The organism is Paracoccus suum, assembly GCF_003324675.1.
GTDB classification, from domain to species: Bacteria; Pseudomonadota; Alphaproteobacteria; order Rhodobacterales; family Rhodobacteraceae; genus Paracoccus; species Paracoccus suum.
The window spans coordinates 738,758-759,971 of sequence record NZ_CP030918.1; the positions used below are offsets into that span (position 1 = coordinate 738,758).

Annotated in this window: 15 protein-coding genes; 5 read left to right on the forward strand and 10 right to left on the reverse strand. The window is 69.5% G+C overall.

What is annotated here, in order from left to right; all coding sequences use genetic code 11:
• Window positions 1-160 precede the first annotated feature (160 nt).
• From DRW48_RS03565 to DRW48_RS03575, 3 genes are all read left to right on the forward strand, one after another.
• A complete protein-coding gene (locus DRW48_RS03565; protein WP_114075214.1) occupies window positions 161-1,078 on the forward strand; it encodes a glucokinase in 918 nt (305 codons plus the stop codon).
• A 105-nt stretch (window positions 1,079-1,183) separates the two neighbouring features.
• Window positions 1,184-3,055: an autotransporter assembly complex protein TamA gene (locus DRW48_RS03570; protein ID WP_114075215.1), complete on the forward strand. Its 1,872-nt coding sequence runs from the start codon at window positions 1,184-1,186 to the stop codon at window positions 3,053-3,055.
• Complete coding sequence (locus tag DRW48_RS03575; protein WP_114075216.1) at window positions 3,055-8,211, forward strand: translocation/assembly module TamB domain-containing protein; 5,157 nt, start codon at window positions 3,055-3,057, stop codon at window positions 8,209-8,211. Before DRW48_RS03570 ends, DRW48_RS03575 begins: the two co-directional genes overlap by 1 nt.
• A 42-nt stretch (window positions 8,212-8,253) precedes the next feature.
• Here DRW48_RS03575 and DRW48_RS03580 read toward each other — a convergent pair whose 3' ends face one another.
• The 3 genes from DRW48_RS03580 to DRW48_RS03590 are packed head-to-tail and all read right to left on the reverse strand — an operon-like array spanning window position 8,254 to window position 10,036.
• On the reverse strand, window positions 8,254-8,820 hold the full coding sequence (locus tag DRW48_RS03580; protein ID WP_114075217.1) for an HD domain-containing protein: 567 nt from the start codon (window positions 8,818-8,820) through the stop codon (window positions 8,254-8,256).
• 54 nt (window positions 8,821-8,874) lie between these two features.
• The gene (secB, locus tag DRW48_RS03585) at window positions 8,875-9,441 is read right to left on the reverse strand and encodes a protein-export chaperone SecB (RefSeq protein ID WP_114075218.1); all 567 of its coding nucleotides are present in this window, start codon (window positions 9,439-9,441) and stop codon (window positions 8,875-8,877) included.
• A gap of 55 nt (window positions 9,442-9,496) precedes the next feature.
• Window positions 9,497-10,036 carry an FxsA family protein gene (locus tag DRW48_RS03590; protein ID WP_114075219.1) on the reverse strand — a complete coding sequence of 180 codons (540 nt, stop codon included), beginning with the start codon at window positions 10,034-10,036 and terminating at the stop codon, window positions 9,497-9,499.
• 97 nt (window positions 10,037-10,133) lie between these two features.
• Between DRW48_RS03590 and DRW48_RS03595 the strand changes: the two genes are divergently transcribed.
• A complete protein-coding gene (locus DRW48_RS03595; protein WP_114075220.1) occupies window positions 10,134-10,790 on the forward strand; it encodes a Tim44/TimA family putative adaptor protein in 657 nt (218 codons plus the stop codon).
• A gap of 9 nt (window positions 10,791-10,799) precedes the next feature.
• Window positions 10,800-11,435 carry a Smr/MutS family protein gene (locus DRW48_RS03600; protein WP_114075221.1) on the forward strand — a complete coding sequence of 212 codons (636 nt, stop codon included), beginning with the start codon at window positions 10,800-10,802 and terminating at the stop codon, window positions 11,433-11,435.
• A gap of 51 nt (window positions 11,436-11,486) precedes the next feature.
• On the opposite strand, the gene DRW48_RS03605 is transcribed toward DRW48_RS03600, so the two are convergent.
• The 7 genes from DRW48_RS03605 to DRW48_RS03635 form a co-directional block, all read right to left on the reverse strand.
• Window positions 11,487-11,684: a PLD nuclease N-terminal domain-containing protein gene (locus tag DRW48_RS03605; RefSeq protein ID WP_114075222.1), complete on the reverse strand. Its 198-nt coding sequence runs from the start codon at window positions 11,682-11,684 to the stop codon at window positions 11,487-11,489.
• A 60-nt stretch (window positions 11,685-11,744) separates the two neighbouring features.
• On the reverse strand, window positions 11,745-13,052 hold the full coding sequence (gene hslU, locus DRW48_RS03610) for an ATP-dependent protease ATPase subunit HslU (protein ID WP_114075223.1): 1,308 nt from the start codon (window positions 13,050-13,052) through the stop codon (window positions 11,745-11,747).
• Between the two features lie 51 nt (window positions 13,053-13,103).
• A complete protein-coding gene (hslV, locus tag DRW48_RS03615) occupies window positions 13,104-13,664 on the reverse strand; it encodes an ATP-dependent protease subunit HslV (RefSeq protein WP_114075224.1) in 561 nt (186 codons plus the stop codon).
• Between the two features lie 101 nt (window positions 13,665-13,765).
• Entirely contained in the window at window positions 13,766-14,086 is a 321-nt protein-coding gene (trxA, locus tag DRW48_RS03620; protein ID WP_114075225.1) for a thioredoxin, read from the reverse strand.
• A 57-nt stretch (window positions 14,087-14,143) separates the two neighbouring features.
• The gene (gene addA, locus DRW48_RS03625) at window positions 14,144-17,614 is read right to left on the reverse strand and encodes a double-strand break repair helicase AddA (protein WP_114075226.1); all 3,471 of its coding nucleotides are present in this window, start codon (window positions 17,612-17,614) and stop codon (window positions 14,144-14,146) included.
• Window positions 17,607-20,537: a PD-(D/E)XK nuclease family protein gene (locus DRW48_RS03630; protein ID WP_114075227.1), complete on the reverse strand. Its 2,931-nt coding sequence runs from the start codon at window positions 20,535-20,537 to the stop codon at window positions 17,607-17,609. The genes addA and DRW48_RS03630 overlap by 8 nt, the downstream gene beginning before the upstream one ends.
• A complete protein-coding gene (locus DRW48_RS03635; RefSeq protein WP_241963363.1) occupies window positions 20,534-21,202 on the reverse strand; it encodes a nucleotidyltransferase family protein in 669 nt (222 codons plus the stop codon). The genes DRW48_RS03630 and DRW48_RS03635 overlap by 4 nt, the downstream gene beginning before the upstream one ends.
• Window positions 21,203-21,214 lie beyond the last annotated feature (12 nt).

Sequence of the window (21,214 nt, forward strand, 5' to 3'; positions counted from 1 at the left end):
CCCAACGCCCCATTTGTCGTGCGGTTCCTTGGCGCTCGGATGTCAAGGGGTTGATTGGCGGCAGAAGGCTTGACTGTGCCCTGGCAGTCGCGCGCTCTTTCGTCAGCTCGGCGCCCCGGCCACAATGCGTAGCGGTTTGGCGGGGCACAGTGAGGGTGGAATGCAGCTTGTCGGTGATGTCGGTGGCAGCAACGTGCGCTTGGCGCTGGCGGACGACGGCCGGCTGGTCGCCAGCAGCGCGCGGCGCAGCAGCGGCGCGGATGTCGCCGGGCTCGAGGCGTTGATCGCGACCTTCCTGGCCGATGCAGGCGGTCCCGCAATCACCGCCGCATGCATCGCGGTCGCGGGTCCCGTCGCCAACGGCCGGGCCAGCTTGACCAACCGCACCTGGCAGGTCAGCGAGGACGACCTGGCCCGCGTCACCGGCGCCCGGCGGGTACTGCTGATCAACGATCTCGCGGCACTCGGCCATGCCACCGCAAGCCTGACACCGCGGGTGCTGCGATCCGCATCGGATGACCGCCCCCACAACGGTCAGGCGCTGGTCGTCGGTGCAGGCACGGGCTTCAATGTCTGCGCGGTCCGCGCCTTACCCGGTGGGGGCGTTCTGCCGCTGGAGGCGGAGGAGGGTCACACCGCGTTGCCGCTGACCATCGCCCGCCGACTGACCGACCTATTGGGCGCGGACGCGACGGAGGCCTTTCCCTCGGTCGAACATCTGTTCGCCGGCCGGGGCCTTGCCCGGTTCCACGCCCTGCGCAGCGGCGTGGCGCCGGTCCCCGGCGAGGCGATTGCCGCTGCCGCCAATGCCGGCGATGCCGCGGCGGTCGAGACCCTGTCCCAATATGCAGAGGCCTTTGGCCTGATGCTGCGCGAAGTGGCCCTGCGATTCATGCCGCGCGAAGGGATCTGGCTGGCCGGCAGCGTCGCCCGAACGCTGGTGCCCCGGACCGACCGCATCGCCGCCGGCATGCTGGGCAACCCGCTGATGCGCGATATTCCCCTTTCGACGCCGCTGTTGCTGATCGAGGACGACATGGCCGCGTTGCAAGGATGCATCGGCGCGATCACGCCTTAGTGCCCGGTGATCTGGCGCGATCTGCGCCCGCCGCTTTATTTTGCTTGGTGATGCTGCGATAACAAATCAAAGCGCGGGCACACGGGCGAAAACGAGGGCAGGCGGATGGGCAGATGGCTTGCAGCGGGCGCAGTTGCCCTTGCGGCGGTGACTTGGGGCGGCGTTGCGGCGTCGCAGTCCTCCTCGCCGTTTTCGGGCCTGTTCGGTGACCGCGATGCGGGCGAGGGCAGCCCGGTCAAGCTGACCTTCAACATCTCGGGCGACGACAAGACGCTGGAGAAAACGCTGCGCAACGGCTCGCTGCTGACCGGCTCGCTGCGTGACAAGCGTTATACCGGGCAGGACATCCTGGCGGCGGCGCGCGCCGATTACGCGCGTTTGCTGGGAAACCTGTATGACGAGGGCTATTACGACGCCGTCATCAACATAACCTTGGACGGTCGCGAGGCGGCGCAGATCGCACCGCTCGACGCGCCCGAAAATGTCGCGCAGGTGGTTGTCGCCATCTCGCCCGGCCAGCAGTTCCATTTCTCACGCGCCGATATCGGCCCGATCGCGCAAGGCAAGACCAAGATCCCGCCGGAATACCGCCTGGGCGAGGTTGCGGGCACCGGCACGATCAAGGCCGCCGCTACCGCCGGGGTCGCGGGCTGGCGGGATGCCGGCCACGCCAAGGCCGACCTGCAAGAAACCGACATCACGGCCGACCACCCTGCCCGCAAGGTCGATTCGCGCATCTCGCTGGCACCGGGACCGCTGGTCACCTTTGGCCAGATGAATGTCTCCGGCCTCGAACGCCTGCGCGAAAAGCGCTTGCGCGAGATTGCGGGCTTTCCCGCTGGCCACCAGTTCGACCCCGAGGACCTTGAGGCGGTGCGCAAGCGCTTGCGCCGCTCGGGCGTGTTCTCGGCCATCACCTTGGCCGAGGTCGACCGCCTCCGGGACGGGAACACGCTGGATGTTGACCTGACCGTGGTCGAGCAAAAACCGCGCCGCATCGGCGGCGGGGCCGAGATCTCGAACAAGGACGGGGCCGCGATCTCGGGCTACTGGATGCACCGCAACCTGTGGGGCGGGGCAGAGCGGCTGCGGATCGACGGCAAGGTGTCGGACATCGGCTCGGGGACCAGCGGCCAGGACGCGCAAGCCAACATCCGCCTTGAGCGGCCGGCAACCTTCGCCCGCGACCTGACCGCATATGTCGCCGCCGGTGTCGCCCGCATGCGCGAGGAAGACTATGACAGCGACAGCGCCTTTGCCGGCATCGGCCTCGATTACTACCGCAACGACAACCTGACCGGCGGCATCCGCCTGGAATACCGGTTCCAGAAGGTCACGGACGACAGCGGGACCACGAATTTCCGCACCATCGCCCTGCCGGTCACCGGCATCTATGACAAGCGCGACGTCGATACCGATCCGAAGAAAGGCTACTGGCTCAGCGGCGAGTTGACGCCCTTTGTCGGGCTGGGCGACACCGGCTCGGGCCTGCGGGCGGTCCTCGAGGGGCGCAGCTACTACAGCGTCGGCAAGGACGACCGGCTTACGTTTGCCGGGCGCGCGCGCCTCGGCACTGTCCTGGGCCCCGAGATTGCCGAGACGCCGCGCGATTACCTGTTCTATTCCGGCGGTGGCGGAACGGTCCGCGGGCAGCCGTTCGAATCCCTCGGCGCCGAGGTGATCCCCGGCCCCGACGGTCCTATCAAGACCGGCGGCATGTCGCTGGCCGTCATCAACGCCGAGACCCGCTTCCAGGTGCGCGAAAAGATCGGCCTCGTCGCCTTTGCCGATGCCGGTCGCGTCTGGGCCGACAGCAGCTTCAAGGGCAGCAGTGGGTGGCAGTCGGGCGCCGGCGTCGGCGTGCGCTATCTGACCCCCATCGGACCGATCCGCCTCGACGTCGCGGCGCCGCTGAAGAGCGAGCCGGACACCGGCAAAGGCGTGCAACTTTACCTTGGACTCGGGCAGGCATTCTGATGCGTATTCTCAACCGCCTGCGCCTGCTGCCGATGATCTGCCTGCTGGCGCTTCAGCCGATCATCGCGTCCGCCCAGAACGCCCCAGGCGCCCCCGTCCCTGCCACCCCTGCGCAGGACGCGCCGCGGGACCCGGCCTCCATCAGCCAGGAGGTCGCGGACGACGGCGGCTTCATCACCCGCTTTCTGGAACGCAACCTCAGCGGCGCCGGCCGCGAGGTGCGTCTCGAGGGGTTTCGCGGAGCCCTCAGCTCGCGTGCGACCTTCGATCAGATCACCATCGCCGATGCCGATGGCGTGTGGCTGACCCTGCACAACGGCGCCATCCAGTGGAACCGCAGCGCGCTGCTGGCCCGCCGGGTCGAGATCGCCGAGCTTTCGGCCGAAACCATCGAACTGCCGCGCCTGCCCAAGGCCGAGGAGGACGCCCCCAAGGCCGAGGCCCGCAGCTTCAGCCTGCCCAAACTGCCGGTCGGCGTCGACATCCAGCATATCGCCGCCCAACGTGTGAACATCGGGGCGCCAGTGATGGGCGAGGCCGCCTCGATCAGTATCGACGGCGCCATGAGCCTGAAGGGCGGCGAGGGCGCGGCAAAGCTGGCCATCAACCGCGTGGACGGCAAGCGCGGCGTGTTCGCCGTTGATGCCAACTATTCCAACGAAACGCAGGTCCTGCGCATAGACACCACGCTGGACGAGGACGCCGGCGGCATTTTCGTCAACCTTATCAAGCTGGAAGGTCGCCCGGCGGTCAAGGCCGAGATCAAGGGCGAGGGGCCGCTGTCCGATTTCGCGGCGGACATCGCCCTCGCGAGCGACGGCCAGCCGCGCATCACCGGCACCGTGGCCGTCAAGGCCGAGGCTGCCGCCGACGGCATGTCCGGCCGCAGCTTCAAGGTGAACATCGGCGGCGATGTCGCAGCCTTTGTGCCGCCCGCCCAACGCGCCTTCTTTGGCGCGAAATCGCAGCTGATGGCCGAAGGCTGGCGCGGCGACGACGGCAGGCTGAACGTGCCGGTTCTATCGGTCAAGACCGAGGCGCTGGACGTCTCGGGCACCTTCGCCGCGAACGCCCAGGGCGCGCCGACCACGGCCGCCCTGACACTCAAGCTCGGGGCCGATGCCGGCGCCACGCAACTGCCGGTACGTCTGCCGACCACCGGCACGCCGATCACCGTCAACGGCGGCCAGCTGCAGTTGGGTTATGACGCGGCCAAGGGCTCGGGCTGGACGCTGAAAGGCAACCTCAAGGATTTCGCCCAGCAGGCGCTGAGCATCGCGGCGGTCAACCTGGATGGCGGGGGCACCGTGACGCTCGCGGCCGGCGAGCTGAAAATGGTGGGCGGCAAGATCACCTTCGACACCCAGGGTATCGCCCCGACCGATCCCGGCCTTGCCAGCGCCATCGGCCCGACCCTCAAGGGGGTCAGCGACTTCAACTGGTCCCCGGGTCAGGCGGTCACACTCGACAACCTCGACATCGCCGGCGCCGACTACGGCCTGAACGGCAACCTGGCGATCAACGGTCTGGCGACCGGCATCACCGTCGCGGCCGAGCTGGACGCGCGCTATGACGATCTCGCGCGCCTGTCGGGCATTGCCGGGCGCGATATGACGGGCAAGGCCACCGGCCATGTCAGCGGCCAATACGCCGTCCTCGGGCGCGGCTTTGACGCGACGGCCAGGCTGGTCGGCACCGACCTGCACCTCGGCCAGCCGCAGTTGGACCGGCTGCTGGCGGGCGATGCCACCATCGTTGCCAGCGCCCGCCGGGACGAGAACGGCATCAACCTGCGCGAGTTCACGGTCAGCGGCCAACGTCTGACCGCTGATGCGCGCGGCCTGCTGGCCACCAACTCCAGCGACGTGAAGGCCAATGTCCGCCTGACCTCGCTGACCGAGGTCGACCCCGCCTTTGGCGGCAGCCTCGAGGCCGAGGCGACGCTGACCGGTCCGGCCGGCGCGCGCCAGGTCACGGTGAACGGGCAAGCGATGGACCTGTCGACCGGGATCGCCGCCCTCGACGGGGCGCTGAAGGGCAAGACCGATGTCGCGGTGCTGGCGCATCAGGAAAACGGCGCGATGCTGCTGAAGACGGCGCGGCTGGCGAACCCGCAGCTGACGATCGCCGGCCAAGGCAACCTGACACCGGGCCAGATGGACGCGACGCTGGACGTAACCGTCGCCAACCTGGGCGACATCCAGCCCGGCTGGGCGGGCAACCTGGCCGCCAAGGGCCGCGTGACCGAGGCCGACGGCACCCGCAAGCTGTCGCTGAACGGCACCGGCGACGGGCTGCGCTTTGGCACGGCGGATGTGGGCGAGGCGCTGACCGGGACGACCCGGTTCGACCTCGATGCAACGCAAACGGGCGAGCAAATTCAGGTCGACCGGCTGGACGTGGCGAACGATCAGTTGACGGCCAATGTCTCCGGCCCGATCGGCAAGGACCGCACGGCGCTGGACGGCAAGCTGGCGATCAAGTCGCTGGCCGCCTTTGGCCGGGGCTGGCGCGGGTCGCTCGATCTGGCGGGCAAGGTCTCCGATGATGGCGCGGGCGGCCGGCACATCGACATCAGCGGGACCGGGCAAGACCTGTCGCTGGGTCAGGCGCAGGCCGATGCCGCCCTGACCGGGACGACGCGGCTGGTGTTGAAGGCCGACCAGCAGGCGGACGGCAAGGGATTCGCCATCCAGCAGGCCGAGATCATCAACGAGCAGGCCCAGGTCACCGCGCAGGGCCATCTGGGGCCAGACGGCACCGACCTGACCGGCCACGCGCAGATCGCCTCGCTGGCGCCGTTCGGGCGTGGCTGGGGCGGCTCCGCGAACATCGACGGCAGCTTTCGCGACGACGGTACCGGCGCGCGGCGGCTGGCGGTCACCGGCACCGGGCGCGATCTCGCCTTTGGCCAGCCGCAGCTTGATGGCGCGCTGAAGGGCGAGACCGCGGTGGATGTTCGGGCGGTCGAGCGCGATGGCCTCTTCACCATCGAGAACGCCGAGATCAAGAACCCGCAAGCCAGCGTCACAGCCGAGGGCACCGTCGGCAAGGCCGGCACCGACGCGCGGGCGCATCTTGCGATGCCCTCATTGGCGCCGCTGGGTGCGGGCTATCGCGGCGCGATCGAAGCCGACGCCACCCTGAAACAAGACAACACGGGGGCCCGCAACTTTACCGTCAAGGGAACGGGCCGCGATCTGTCGCTTGGCCAGACCCAGGTCGATGCCGCTCTGCGCGGCGAGACCCGGTTCGATATCGCCGGGGTCGAGCGCAGCGGCGTGGTGACGCTGGAGCGTGCGGTGATCGACAACCCGCGCCTAAAGGCCGATGCAAGTGGCACGGTGGGCGGGGGCGCGACGGATATTTCCGGCAACTTGCGCGCCGACAGCCTCGCCTTCCTCGGGCGCGGGTTGCGCGGGGGCATCAATGCCGAGGGCAGCGTCCGCCAGCAGGGCACCAACCTCAGCCTGACGGCCAAGGGCGAGGGGCGCGGCCTTGCCATTGGCAATGCCAAGGCCGACCCGCTGCTGGCCGGCACCACCAGCTTTGACGTGGCGGCGACGCGGGCCGGACAGAACCTGACGATCCAGCGCCTGACCGCACGCAACCCGCAACTGAGCCTGACGGCCGAAGGCGCGCTTGCCTCGGGCATCCGGGTCGATGCGCGGCTGGCCGACCTCGCCCTGCTGGCACCCGGCTTTCCGGGCGCGGCCGAGGCGCGCGGCACGGTGCGACGGAACGGCTCGCAGATCGGGCTCGATCTGGACGTGACCGCCCCCGGCGGCACGAAAGCCAAGATCGCCGGTACCGCCGCGCAGGATTTCTCGACCGTCGATATCCGCGCGAACGGCACCAGCGACGCCGCTATCGCCAACCCCTTCCTACGCGTGCGCTCGGTCGAGGGGCCGGTGAACTTTGACCTGCACCTGAACGGCAAGCCCTCGTTGCAGGCGCTGTCGGGCCGCATCAGCCTTCCTTCGGCGCGGCTGTCCGACCCCAAACTCGGGGTCCGGATCGAGGCGCTGCGCCTCAACGCCGAACTTGGCGGTGGCGGCATCAGCATCGACGGCGGCGGCAACCTCGCCGACGGCGGCTCGCTGGCAGTCGATGGCCGCATCGGGCTGGAGGGCACGCGCCCGATCAACCTGACGGTCCGGCTGAACGACGCGGCGATCCGCGATCCGAACCTCTACCAGACGGCGGCCAGCGGGACGCTGACGGTCAGCGGCAACCTCGCCGCCGGGCCGCTGATCGCCGGTCGGCTGACGCTGGACCGGACCGAGATCCGCATCCCTTCGACCGGCCTCGGCGGGGCCAAGGGCATTCCGCAGATCACCCATCTGGGCGACCGCCCGCCGGTCCGCGCAACCCGCGCCAAGGCCGGCCTGACCCCCTATCCTGGCGCAGAAAGCCGCGAGGCCGGACTCGCCGGCCCGCCCGCGACGCCGCCTACGGTCGTCGCCAAGCTGGACATCACCATCGACGCGCCAAACCAGGTGTTCCTGCGCGGCCGCGGTGTCGATGCCGAGTTCGGCGGCTCGATCCGGCTGACCGGCAACGCTCGCAACGTCGTTCCGATCGGCTTTTTCCAGCTGATCCGGGGCCGCGTCGACCTGTTGGGCAAGCGGTTTGATCTGACCGAGGGTCTGGTCGAGTTGCAGGGCAGCTTGGTGCCGGTGATCCGCCTGATCGCCCAGACCGAGCAGGACAGCATCACCACCATCATCTCGATCGAGGGCGAAGCGAACGATCCCAAGATCAAGTTCAGCTCGATCCCGGACATGCCGGAGGAAGAAGTCCTATCGCAACTGCTGTTCGGCCGCGGGCTGGACAACATCAGCCCGCTGCAGGCAGCGCAACTGGCGAACGCGGTCGCGGTCCTGGCCGGGCGCGGCGGCGAGGGCATCGTCAGCAAACTGCGCAACCAAATCGGGCTGGATGACCTGGACCTTGCCACAGATGCCGAGGGCAACGTCACCGTCCGTGCCGGAAAATACATCACCGACAAGGTCTACACCGATGTCGCGGTCGGCGGCGACGGCAAGACCAAGCTGAACCTCAACCTCGACGTGACCAAGGCGCTGACGGCGCGCGGTTCGGTCGACAACGAGGGCGAGAGCACCCTGGGGCTGTATTACGAAAAGGACTACTGAGCCGCGGCAATCCCGCTGGGGCAAGGGATTGCCGCGCCGCAGTCAGTCCGACGCGATCAGCGTCTCGAACCGGGCGAGATAGGCATCGCGCGCCTCTGCCGGGGGGCGCAGGGTGATGGTCGTCTCGGCATCAAGCCAGCCTTGTGGCGGGCGGCCGAACAGCCGGTCGGCCTCGGCCCGGGCAAAGCCCGCGATCTGCATCGCCTCAAGCCAGGCGGATACGCGGTCGGCGCGCTTGATGGCGCGTTTCGCCTCGGCGGGCAGGGCCGCGGGGATACCGAAGCGGCGGTGAACCGCGGCGCTGAGGCGCGCATCCAGCTCGGCATAGCTGGGACCAATCGCGGACTTCACAGGCGAGATCATGTCGCCCAAGACATATTCCGGCGCATCATGCAGCAGCGCCGCCAGCCGCCAGCTGACCGGCCAGTTCGGCCGCGCGCGCTGCAACAGCGCCTCGACCAGCAGCGAATGTTCGGCAACGGAATACGGCCAGTCGCCGCGCGTCTGCCCGTTCCATCGGGCCACGAACGCCAGCCCGTGGGCGATGTCCGCGACCTCGATATCCAGGGGCGAAGGGTCGAGCAGGTCGAGCCGCCGCCCGGAGAGCATCCGCTGCCACGCCCGTGGCGGGGTCTTGGCAGCGGTCCGCGTGGCGGCCAAGTGTCAGCTCAACGGCTGGTCGGCGGGACGCTCGGCCTGGGCGCGGCGGGCGATTTCCTGGCGGTAGAGGGCGACGAAATCCACCACGTCCATGTTGAACGGCGGGAAGCCGCCATCGCGCGTCAGATCCGAGATGATGCGCCGCACGAACGGGAACAGCAGGCGCGGGCATTCGATCATCAGGAACGGGTGCAGCTGATCCTCGGGCACGCCCTCGATATGGAACACGCCGCCGTAGTCGACCTCGCACAGGAACAGCGGTGCGCCCTTGTCCGCGCCATTGGCCGAGTTGATCTTGAACTTGGTGATCACCTCGTACTGGTGCTCGGCCTCGCGCTTGCGGGCGTCGAGGCTGACCTGAACGGTAATCTCGGGCGTGACCTCGGCGCTGGAAACGCCGCGCTGCGCGACCACATTCTCGAAGCTGAGATCGCGGATGTACTGCGCGAGAATCTGCAGGCGCACCTGCGTGTCGGCCTGCGCGGGGGCCGAGCCGTTGGCGGCGGATCCCCCGTTCTGCGGGCCGTCGTTCTGGGGGCCATTGTTCTTGGGCTGGCTGTCGTCGCTCATCACGCGGCTCCTGATCCTTCGGTCTGGGCGCTTTTAGACCGCGCCGCTGCCTGCTTCAATGCGCCTCGGGTCCGCGGGTCCAGCCCGAAGGCCCGTGCGGACGAGTGCTGGCAGTGCCGCTCGGGCGGCTTTGGGGTCCGGCGGTGGGGGCGGGGTCCACCTCCTCGACATATTCGGCGTCGATCACCGCGCCGCGGCCATAGCGGTGGACCGCAGCCTCGCCGGGAAAACCGGCGCGCGCTCGGCCGCCGCGGATGCGCCGGCCCATGGCCCGCATCATGGCCGTGCGCACGAGAGGGATCAGCAGAAGCAGGCCGAGTGTATCTGTCAGAAAGCCCGGCAGTATCAACAGCACCCCCGCCAGCATGGTCAGCGCGCCATGCGCCAGCGGGGCCGAGGGATCGCGCATCTCGCCCAAGGCGCGCTGCACATCGGTCATGGCCCGGGCGCCCTGTCGGCGCAGCAGCCAACTGCCCAGAAAAGCGCTGCCGATGACGATTGCGAGCGTCGGCCACAGGCCGATCAGGCCGCCGACCTGCACGAACAAGGCGATCTCGACCAGCGGCAGGATCACGAAAATCAACAGCAGCGGCATCGCGCCCCTCCTTCATCAGGCGGCGGGCAACTGGACTTGGACCCGCGTCCTACCTACATAAAGCGATGATCCAGCTTTGCCAGACCAGGAACCCGTCATGTTCAACAGCCCGATGCTGCAACTGCTCGTTCTTGCCGGGATCGCAGTCTTTTTGATCCTGCGGCTGCGCGGCGTGCTGGGAACCCGCGACGGCTTCGAAAGCCCTGCGCCGGATCAAGTGCCCGCCGCGCGCCGCTTCGAGGTGATCGAAGGCACCGCGACCGAGGATGACAGCGACGTGTCCGACCACGTCGAGGCCGGGACGCCCAACGCCGATGCCCTCGCCGCGATGAAGCGTGCCGAGCCGTCGTTCGGGGTCGGCGATTTCCTGTCCGGGGCGCGCCAAGCCTATGAGATGATCCTGATGGCGTTCGAGCGCGGCGATCTGTCCGAGGTGCGCCCCTTTCTGGCCCCGCCGGTGGCCGAGGCGCTGCAGTCGGTGATCGACGGCCGGCGCGAGCGCGGCGAGGCGGTGGACGCCCAGTTCCTCGGCACGCGTGAGACCTCGCTGGCTGCGGCCCAGTTCGACCAGGCCAGCGGCGAGGCCGAGATCACGGTCCGATTTGTCGGCGAGATGATCGTTGCGATCAAGGACGCCTCAGGCACGGTGATCGAGGGCGATCCCAAGGCGTCGCGCAAGCAGCGCGACACCTGGACCTTTGCTCGCTCGATGGGGGCCAGCGACCCGAACTGGCGCCTCGTCGCGACCGGCTGAGGCGCGGCGTTGTCCCGCAGGCGCGGCGGCGTCAGCGACGAGGATCGCCGGCTTTGGTCGCAGGTGGCGGCGAGCGCTGCACCCTTGCCGGGCCAGGTCCGCCGCAACTATGCGCCGCTAACAGCGTCCGAACTCAAGCCGACTGCGGTTCTACCGGCACAGGGGCAGGCGAAACCCGCCCTCCCCATCCCCGATGCGCCTCGCTTCTCGATGCAGCCGTTCCGCATCGGCCAGGCCGTCAAGCCGCCCCGCGCAACCGCCAGTCTGGCCCCGACCCCGGCCGAGGCCCTCGCCTCGGTGCCGGTGGCGATGGACCACCGCACCCACCGACGCATGTCGCGCGGCAAACTGGCCCCCGAGGCGCGGATCGACCTGCACGGCATGACCTTGGCCATCGCCCAGCCGGTGTTGGAGCGTTTCGTTCTGGCCCAGCACAGCGCCGGGCGCAGGCTGGTGCTGGTTATCACCGGCAAGGGAAAGGCGGGAGGTGTAGACGCGCCGCTGCCCGTGCGGCCCGGCGCGCTGCGCCATCATGTGCCGATGTGGCTGGGCCGCGCGCCGTTAGGGCGGGTGGTGCAGCAGGTGACACCCGCGCATTTCCGTCACGGGGGCGAGGGCGCCTACTACGTCTACCTGCGCAAATGAAAACCCCCGCCGCCGGCGGGGGTTTTGAGATCGGCGCGCATAATATCGCGGTCAGACCCTGTTGTTATAGTTTGCCTTCGGCCCCATCAGCCACCACGCGATCAGGCCAACAACCGGCAAGATCGCAACCACCAGCGTCCAGATGACCTTGGAGCGGCCGGCGGCGTCGGAATTGATGATCGAGGCGATCGCCCAGACATCAAGGGCAAACAGGATGATCCCGCCGATGCCCCAGGAAGAATTGAACATGGTCAGTCCTTTATATCCGATGGCTCGCGCCTCAACCGCGCACCTGCCCGGCGGTTCCGTTCAGAGCACGTAACGGGACAGATCCGCCGACCGGCTGAGATCGCCCAGATGCTTTTCGACGAAATCCGCATCGAGCGTCACCGCCTCGCCCGAACGGTCAGGGGCGGTAAAGCTCAGCTCCTCGAACACGCGCTCGATAACGGTGTAGAGGCGGCGGGCGCCGATGTTCTCGACGCTGCGGTTTACCTCGGCGGCGATGCGGGCCAGGGCGGCGATCCCCTCCGCGGTGAAACTGACGGTGACGCCCTCGGTCTGCATCAGCGCTGTATACTGGCGCGTCAGGGCGTTGTCGGTGTCGGTGAGGATGCGAACGAAGTCGCCCTCGGTCAGCGGCTTCAGCTCGACCCGGATCGGCAGGCGGCCCTGCAGTTCGGGCAACAGGTCGCTGGGTTTCGCGACGTGGAACGCGCCTGACGCAATGAACAGGATGTGGTCGGTCTTGACCGGGCCGTATTTGGTGCTGACCGTGGTGCCCTCGATCAGCGGCAGCAGGTCGCGCTGCACGCCCTCGCGGCTGATCTCGCCGCCCCGCGAATCGCCGCGGGCGCAGACCTTGTCGATCTCGTCGATAAAGACGATGCCGCTCTCCTGCACCGCCTGCAGCGCGGCCGCCTTTATCGCATCGTCATCCAGCAGCTTGTCGGCTTCCTCGGCCAACAGCAGATCATAGCTTTCGGACACCGTGACCTTACGCTTGACCCGCCGGCCGCCAAAAGCCTTCATCAGGCCCGACAGGTCCATCATGCCGCCGATCTGCCCGCCCGGCATCCCCGGCATGTCCAGCCCCTGCAGCGGGTTCGAGGTGTCGGCCAGTTCCAGCTCGATCACGGTATCGTCCAGCTCGCCGCTTTTCAGCTTCTTGCGGAACATCTCGCGCGTGCCCTCGCGCGCATTCTCGCCGGTCAGGGCGGCGAGGACGCGGTCCTCCGCCGCGGCATGGGCGCGGGCGCGAACCTCGTCGCGCATCCGCTCGCGGGTCTCGACGATGGCGGCATCGGCCAGGTCGCGCACGATCTGCTCGACATCGCGGCCGACATAGCCGACCTCGGTGAACTTGGTCGCCTCCACCTTGATGAAGGGCGCGCGCGCCAGCTTGGCGAGGCGGCGGCTGATCTCGGTCTTGCCGACGCCGGTCGGGCCGATCATCAGGATATTCTTGGGATAAACCTCGTCGCGCAGGTCGTCGCCCAGTTGCTGGCGGCGCCAGCGGTTGCGCATGGCGACGGCCACGGCGCGCTTGGCCTCGGCCTGGCCGATGATGAAGCGGTCAAGCTCTGACACGATCTCGCGCGGGGTCAGGTCGGTCATCGAAAACTCCGTTGTGGGTGCCCGGTGGTCAGCGGGCGGGATCGGCTGGCGTCAGGGCGCGCCGATCGCCTCGACCGTCAGATTGCCGTTGGTGTAGACGCAGATGTCGGCCGCGATGGCCATCGCCTTGCGTGCGACGGTCTCAGCATCGGCCTCGCCCTCCATCAGTCCGCGCGCCGCGGCGAGGGCGAAGTTCCCGCCCGAGCCGATGGCGGCCACGTCATGCTCCGGCTCCAGTACGTCGCCGGCGCCGGTGACGACGTAGAGTTGCGCGCCGTCGGTCACCAGCAGCATCGCCTCGAGGTTGCGCAGGTACTTGTCGGTGCGCCAGTCCTTGGCCAACTCGACGCAGGCGCGCTGCAACTGGCCGGGCGCTGCCTCAAGCTTCTTTTCCAGCCGTTCCAGCAGGGTGAAGGCATCGGCGGTGCTGCCGGCAAAGCCGACCACGACCTCGTGCCCGCCGGGCGAGAGGCGGCGCACCTTGCGGGCCGTACCCTTCATCACTGTCTGGCCGACGCTGACCTGCCCGTCGCCCGCGACCACCACCTTGCCGCCGCGGCGCACGGCGATGATCGTCGTGCCGTGCCAACCCGGAAACCTGTCCTCGGCCATGTCCGTCCTCATTCTGCCTGCCCGCCGACTTAGGTTTCCCGGCCGTCATGGAAAAGGGCGCGGCACCAAGTGATGCCGCGCCCCTGTCTGTACTGGCGTTCTCAGATTGCTCCGTCGATCCAGCTTTTCAGCGCTGCCTTGGGCGCGGCGCCGGTCTTGCTGCCGACAACCTGGCCGTCCTTGAAGACGAAGAGCGCGGGGATGCCGCGCACGCCCAACTCGGCCGGGGCCTCGGGGTTCTCGTCCACGTTGATCTTCACGATCTTGACGCGGTCGCCATATTCATCGGACAGCGCCTCGAGGTCCGGGCCGATCTGACGGCAGGGTCCACACCAAGGCGCCCAGAAATCGACGACCACGGGGGTCGCGGACTTGCGGACTTCGGCGTCAAATTGGGCATCGGTCACGGCTTGGGTGGCCATCGGCACTCTCCTGATATCATCCGTTCGGGTCAGAGCTAAGATCGGACCTGACCATGGTCAACCCACCGGCCCACCTGCGGCCAAGGCGGCAACGGCGCCCGTCATGGCGCGGTCCAGCAGAGCATCGTCGAGCCGCACCAGCAGGCGGGCACGCGTCCACAGGACCGCCGCCTCGACCGGTCGGTCCGGCCAGATCAGCCGCAGGGCCGCGCGATAGGCCGCCATCTGCCGCAGGATGCCGGGCGGGGTGGCCTCGGCCGCGTCAGGAACCACGACATTCGATTTGTAATCAATGACGACGATGCGATCGGGGCCGACGATCAGCCGGTCCACTTTGCCCGACAGCGTGCCCAATCCCGGCAGCGGCGCGCTGAGGTCAACCTCGCGCAGCACTGTGTCGCCGGGAGCGGGGGCGAAGACCGCCGCCAGGTCGGGCGCAGACAGGATCGCGGCCACCTCGGCCAGAAGGTCGGCGCGGGCCTCGGGGGTCGGCAGGCCGCCCTCGGCCGAGGCCAGCAGCGCGTCCGCGCGGTCCGGCCAATCGTCGGGCGGGAAGTCGGGCAGGTGCTCCAGCAGCAGGTGCAGGCGGGTGCCCGCCAGCATCGCGGCCTCGGCATCCTGTGCGTCGGAGGTCCCCGACCCGAAAACGATCTTGGCCCCGCCCAGGGCAGTCGGCGCAATCGGCCCGCGATCGGCCGCGGGGGTTGCCTGCGGCGGCCGGCGCAGCCAGTCGGGCGCGGGCTCGGGGCGGCTATCGGACGCGTCCCCCTGTTGCTGTTTCGTCACCTCGGCCGGCCAGTCACCAAAGGCGAGGCGAGCAACCGGGCCGGTGCCCTCGACCATCTCCGGCAGTTCGGTGCAGGCGAAGCCCGCGTTGCCCTCTGTCCCCGATGCGGTCGCCTGAAAGCCGTTCGTGACCATCGCATGCCAGCTGTCGGTGTCCGCGCCCGTCTCGCCGGCGGCCGCGATGATGAGCCAGCTTTCCGCACGTGTCAGGGCGACGTAGAGCAGGCGCCGGCTCTCCTCGGCCTGGCGCGCCTCGTGCGCCGCCACGGCCTCGGCAAGCACCGGGGGGCGGCTGTCCTTGCTGAGGCGCAGGACCGCCGGGCGCTTCGCCAAGGGCAGCACGGTTCCAGACGACGGCTTTCTGCGCATCGCCGTGTCCGGCAGGATCACCACCGGGCTTTCCAGACCCTTGGCGCCATGCACGGTCATCACCCGGATCAGGCCGCCCCCGCCGCTTGCCGGACTGCGCTTGATCTCGACCTCGTCCTCGCCCAGCCAGACCAGAAAGCCGGTCAGGGTTGGCACACCACTGCGCTCGTAAGCCAGCGACTGGCTGAGCAATTCGTCGATTCCGTCCTCTGCCTCGGGGCCGAGGCGGGCGATCAGCCGGGCGCGCCCGCCGTGTCGGATCAGCATCCGCGAGAGCAGATCATGCGGGCGCATGAATCCGGAAACCCCGATCAGGTCCGAGATCAGCGCCCGTGCCGCGGCGATGCCCGGCCCCAGATCGTCCGGCGCCTCGCGCAGCGCCTGCCACAGACTCGCCGGCCGGCCAGCGGCCAGCCGCCACAACCCGACCTCGTCGACATCGAACAAGGGCGAGCGCAAGGCGGCCGCCAGCGACAGGTCGTCCTCCGGCGTGGCCAGCACCGACAGCACCGCGCGCAGATCGCGCACCGCCAGTTCGGCCGCCAGCTTCAGGCGGTCGGCACCCGCGACCGGCAGCCGCGCGGCCTTCAGCGCGCGGATCAGGTCGTGGAACACCTCGCTGCGGCGCTGCACCAGGATCAGCACATCGCCCGGCACCATCGGACGGACCGAGCCGTCCCGATGGCGCAGCGGCGTGCCGAGCATCCCTTCGATCTGCCGGGCGATCGCGGCTGAGAGGCGCACGACGGCCGATTGCGGCTCAGGCTGGGGGGCGGTGTCGTCCCACTCCAGCGCCTCCGGCGCCTCGGCTTTCGGCACGGCAGGCCACAGATCGACCCGGCCCGGCTGGCCGGTGTTGAAGGCCCGGTGCCGCATCGTGCCGCCGAGACCCTGGCCCGCGTCGCCCTCGAACACCCGGTCGACCAAGGCCAGGACGGCGGGCGACGAGCGGAAGGAATATTCCAGCGCCGATTGCTGCATCGGCCGCCGGATGGCCGCAAAGTCCTGGGTAAAGCGCGCGCGGCGCTCGGCAAACACCTGAACGTCGGCGCCTTGAAAGGAATAGATCGACTGCTTGGGATCGCCGACCACGAACAGCGTGCGGCCGGTGGTCCCGGAGGCTTCGCGCGCACCTTCCCCGGCGGTGAACTCGGCAATCAGACGCTCGATCACCAGCCACTGCTCGGGGCTGGTGTCCTGCGCCTCGTCCACGAGAATATGGTCGATCCCTCCATCCAACCGGAACAGGACCCATTGCGCCATCGAGGCCGAGGACAGCAGCAACCCGACCCGAGCGATCAGATCGTCGAAATCCAGCCAGCCCTGTGCCCGCTTGGCGTCGGCATATCGGGCGGTGAAGGCATGGGCGAAGCGGTGCAGCGCGGCGGTGCGCTGGCAGAACTCCAGCGCGAGGCGGCGGGGGCGGGCGCCCTTGACCCGGCGCATCAGGTCGTCGAAGCGGTCCACCAGATGCGCGCAGGCCCCGTCGCGCAGACCCTTGGTCGGGATCTTGCCGACCTTGGCCGCAAAAGGCTCATTCGCGCCACTGCCGGTCAGCAACTGATGTTCCAGCACAGCAAGCGCGGCGAGGTCGGGCTGGTCCCAGTCCACGGTCCCCAGCGCCTTTGCCAGTTTCGCATCATTGGGGCCGCTGGCCGCCAGCAGTGGCTGCAGTTCGGCCAGCAATTGCGCATCGCCCGGCGTCATCACCGCGGCCAGCAGGTGGTCAGGCTCAAACGGATAAGGCAGGCCGGCAAAGCCCCACAGCTCCGCCGGGTCCAGCGGGGTGTCCAGGCGTGCCTCAGCCCGCGAGACGGCGGCGAGGAAACGGTCCAGCTCGTGCCCGCTATGCAGGCTGACCAGATCGGCGATCTCGGGCGCGCCTTCCTCGGCCATCTCCTCGATGATATCGGCGCGCAGTTGAGCGGCGCTGCGCTCGTCCAGTTCGGCAAAGCCGACCGGCACCCCGGCCTCCAGCGGAAAACGGCGGAGGATGGCCGCGCAGAAGGCGTGGATGGTCTGCACCTTCAACCCGCCCGGCGTCTCGATGGCGCGGGCAAACAGGCGCCGCGCCTCGGCCAGATCGGCGCCGCTGGCATCCGCCCCCATGGCCTCCAACTCGGCCACCAGTTGCGCGTCCGGCAGCATCGCCCAGCCGCCGAGGCGCGAGAGCAGGCGGATCTGCATCTCGCTGGCCGCGGCCTTGGTGTAGGTCAGGCACAAGATCCGCTCTGGGGGGGTGCCTGACAGCAGTAATCGAGCGACGCGGTCAGTCAGAACCCGCGTCTTGCCCGATCCGGCGTTGGCCGTCAGCCAGATCGAGTGGAGCGGATTGGCCGCCGCGATCTGGTGGCGGGTGGCGTCATCAGTCATTTGCGGCCCCCGGCGGGTGGGCGAGGGCGATCTGGGTCGGCAGCGTCTCCGGCCCCCACTCGCCGGCGCGCGACAGATGCTCATAATCCGAGGCATGGCCGCCCGCGGTCCGGCGCGCGGTGAAGCCGGCAGTCCCAGTCAGATAGCGCATCGCCAGGGCGACAAAGCGGTCCCAGGTCTCGGCAACCGCGTCCTCGGACATGGTGCGGTCCTCTGTCATACCTTTGCCGCCGAGATGGATGTAGGCCATGCCCTCGACCTGTGCGGCGCCGGGCGGCACGAACGCGCCCCGTGTCAGCAGCGCCGCCGTCAGCGGCAGTTGCTTGTCGTGGCTCTCGATATCCCTGGCGCTCGGCGGGCTGCCGGTCTTGTAGTCATAGACTCGGGCCGCCCCGCCTGGCAGCAGGTCGATCCGGTCGGGCTGCGCGACCAGCCGCAGCGACAGGGCCGGGTCCGGCAGGGGGACCGCAAAGAGGGTCTTGCGCTCGATCACGATCGGCTGGCCCTCGGCGAGGCGCACGGCCTCGTCCGCCATCAGTTGCGGCGCGATCTGCCGAAGGCGGTGCATCCAGAAGGCGCGCGCCGAGGGCCAAGGCACCTGCTGGGCCAGGACGTCATCGGCGATTGCCATGAAGCGGGCCGCCAGCACATCCGGTGGCGTTCCCGGTGCCGGCGCGGGGGATAGAAAGCGGCGGGTGATTTCGTGCAATACGGTGCCGCGCAGGCTGGCGTCGGCCTCTGGCCGCAGGGGCGGCAGGGGGCGCAGGCGCAGGACTGCGCTGGCATAGATCGCATAGGGATCGCGGATCAGCGTCGCGACCTGGGTGACAGAGATGCTGGAAAAGGCTGGGCTGGGAGGGCGGGGCGCGGGACGGGGCGCGGGCGGGATCGCGGTCCCGGGGCGGGCCAGTTCCTCGGCAAGAGACAGATACCGCTGGCCGCGCGTCTGCATCGCCTTCAGCGCAGCGGGCCCGTTCTGACCGGGCAATCCCTTCATCAGGTTCACGAGCCGGTTCAGCCAGCGCGAAGGTACGGTTTCAGCCTCGGCATCGCGCGCGGCCCGCGTCAGAATTACCGCCTCAGCGGCGACGGCCTGCTGAAAGTCATGCGCGGCAAGGCCGATGGCGCGCTCCGGCAGGGTCAGCCCGGCCGCCGCGCGCATCTGCCGGCTGAGCCACGGATCGGGCGCGGGGGCCTGCGGCCAGCTACCCTCGTTCAGCCCGCCGAGGATGACGAGGCCGGTCGCCTCGGTGCGCGCCTCGCGCGGGCCACGGATGCGGATCAGGGGGTGGGGCGGCGTTTCGGCCCGGACGGCTTGGGCCTGCAATTCGGCATCCAGCAAGGCGGCGAAATCACGCGCGGTCAGCCAGTGCAAGGTGTCGGCCTGCGATGTGAGGTGGTCGAGAACGCCGCGCGCCAGCCCGCCCGCCTGGCGGGCAAAGAGCGAGGAGCGCGCAGCATCGCCCCCCGGCCCGGCCGCCAGCGCCTCGGCCAGCGCGCGGTGCCGGGCCAGCCGGTCCGGCAGCGGCAGGGGCTCACGGTCGGTGCCGAGCGGCACGATCCGGTCGAGGAGATCGGCCAGCCAGCCGCCCCACGCCTCGCGCCCCGCAGTCGCGGCCCAGCCGCGCAGGAAATCGCCGGTCGGGAAGGCCGGACCGTTGCGGCGCAGGTGCAGTTCCAGATCACGCGTCAGTCGCAGATGGTCGCCCGGCGCGCCGGTGCCGCTGGCCGTGACCTGGCTTTTCAGCAGCGCCAGCAGGGAATCGAGCGTCAGCGGCCGACCGTGCAGCGCCGCGACCTGTCGCAGGAACATGCCCGGCGCGGTCAGCGACAACGGCTGGCCGGCGCTGTCGTCCGCCACCAGATCCCAACGGTCGAGAGCCGCGGCCACCCGCCGGGTCAGCAGCCGGTCGGCAGCGATCAGGGTGACGCGGCGCCCGGCTTCTACCGCCTCGCGGATGGCGATGGCGATGGCCTCGGCCTCCGCCTGCGGCGTCCGCGCCTCGATGAGGGTCAGCGCAGCGGTGGGGGGCAGCAGATCGCCGAGGCGCGGCCCCTCGGCGATCCATTGGTCGGTAACAGGCGCGGGACGCAGGGCCAGCGAAATCAGTCGGTTGCGACCCTGGTCCGGCGCGGCATCCGTCCAAGGTGCAGGGGCGCCAAACTCGGCCAAGAGGGGCGCGAAGCGGGACTGCGGATGATCGCCCGCGCTGCCGGCCAGCGCCGACCAGACCGCCGGAGGCTGGGTCATGTCAAAGCCGGGCAGGATCACCGCGCCCTGCGGCAGGCTGGCCACCGCCCGCAGGAACAGCTGGGTCGCGCCATGCGAGCCGGTCGAGCCCGCGACAATCACGGAGCCATCCGGACGGTTGCGGCCAGCGGCCCAATCGGCCGCGAGACATTCCGCGGCCACACGCTGACGGGCCTCGCGGTCGCGCACATCGCCTGTCAGGGCAAAACGCGCAGCAATCGTCAGGAAATCCTGCGACAGGCGCCAGTGCTCGGCGTGATCGCCGACATCCAGGCGGTCGAACACGTCGGGCGGGCAACCCTCGGACTGCATCTCGGCCATCAGCCCGGCAAGCGAGCGGGCCAGTTCCGGCACCGCCTGGCCGCCTGCCAGCGCCGGGCGCCGCGCCACCAGCCCGGAAATGAGCGCGCCGAGGTCAAGCCGCCGTCCCAGCGGCGCGGCGATCGGACCGTCGCCAAGGTCGGCGATCAGGCGCAGGCGGGGCATCAGCAGCGGGCCGCGCGCCTCGAACGCCGCCCGCAGCGCGTTCATCGTGCGCAGCGAGTTGGCATGGATCGTGACCTGCGCCAGCGTCTCGGGGGGCTGGCCGGCGTTGCGCTTCAGCAGACCATCTACCACGCCGGCCGCGAAATCCGCCCCCGGGGGCAGCGCGTAAAGACCGCCGAGCTTCACGGCGTTCCTTCCCTGAGCAATCCTTCGGCCAGCGCAATGCCCTCCGGGCGGCCAACGTCGCACCAGCCGCCAGGGTGCAACAATCCGTAGGCGCGATCCCCGGCGATCAGCAGGTCCCACAGGCGGTTCAGCGAAAACACGGCCTCGGGGACCTCGGGCAGGCGGTCCGGGCGGATGATCTGGGCGCCGGTATAGACCAGCAGGCCGCCGCGGATCAGGCGCCCCTCTGGATCGAGGCTGAAATCGCCGCCGCCTTGCCGGCCGGTCGCGCAGTCGAGCGGAACCAGCATCAGCAGCGCGTCCATCCGGGCATCATCCCAGGCGGCGCGCAAAGCAGCGACTGGGTTCGGCCCGGTCCAGACGGCATCGGGGTTCAGCGTCAGCACCGGCCCCGGTCCCAGTTGCGGCAGCGCCCGGCGCAAGCCGCCGCCGGTTTCCAGCAGTTCATCCTCAGGCGACAGGGCGATGTCGGCCGCGCCGGCGATATGGTCCGCGATCTGCTCGCCCAGATGATGCGTGTTGACCACGATCCGCCGCGCGCCGCCGGCGCGTGCCAGATCGAGGGCGCGGTCGATCAGCGGCCGCCCGGCGACCGGGATCAGCGGCTTTGGCAACCGGTCGGTCAGCGGCGCCATGCGCGTGCCGCGTCCGGCGGCGAACATCATCAGCGCATCCGG

Coding starts and splice junctions, on each gene's coding strand:
- DRW48_RS03565 (WP_114075214.1), top strand. CDS start 161: ATGCAGCTTGTCGGTGATGTCGGTGGCAGCAACGTGCGCTTGGCGCTG.
- DRW48_RS03570 (WP_114075215.1), top strand. CDS start 1,184: ATGGGCAGATGGCTTGCAGCGGGCGCAGTTGCCCTTGCGGCGGTGACT.
- DRW48_RS03575 (WP_114075216.1), top strand. CDS start 3,055: ATGCGTATTCTCAACCGCCTGCGCCTGCTGCCGATGATCTGCCTGCTG.
- DRW48_RS03580 (WP_114075217.1), bottom strand. CDS start 8,820: ATGCTCTCCGGGCGGCGGCTCGACCTGCTCGACCCTTCGCCCCTGGAT.
- secB (WP_114075218.1), bottom strand. CDS start 9,441: ATGAGCGACGACAGCCAGCCCAAGAACAATGGCCCCCAGAACGACGGC.
- DRW48_RS03590 (WP_114075219.1), bottom strand. CDS start 10,036: ATGCCGCTGCTGTTGATTTTCGTGATCCTGCCGCTGGTCGAGATCGCC.
- DRW48_RS03595 (WP_114075220.1), top strand. CDS start 10,134: ATGTTCAACAGCCCGATGCTGCAACTGCTCGTTCTTGCCGGGATCGCA.
- DRW48_RS03605 (WP_114075222.1), bottom strand. CDS start 11,684: ATGTTCAATTCTTCCTGGGGCATCGGCGGGATCATCCTGTTTGCCCTT.
- hslU (WP_114075223.1), bottom strand. CDS start 13,052: ATGACCGACCTGACCCCGCGCGAGATCGTGTCAGAGCTTGACCGCTTC.
- hslV (WP_114075224.1), bottom strand. CDS start 13,664: ATGGCCGAGGACAGGTTTCCGGGTTGGCACGGCACGACGATCATCGCC.
- trxA (WP_114075225.1), bottom strand. CDS start 14,086: ATGGCCACCCAAGCCGTGACCGATGCCCAATTTGACGCCGAAGTCCGC.
- addA (WP_114075226.1), bottom strand. CDS start 17,614: ATGACTGATGACGCCACCCGCCACCAGATCGCGGCGGCCAATCCGCTC.
- DRW48_RS03635 (WP_241963363.1), bottom strand. CDS start 21,202: ATGATGTTCGCCGCCGGACGCGGCACGCGCATGGCGCCGCTGACCGAC.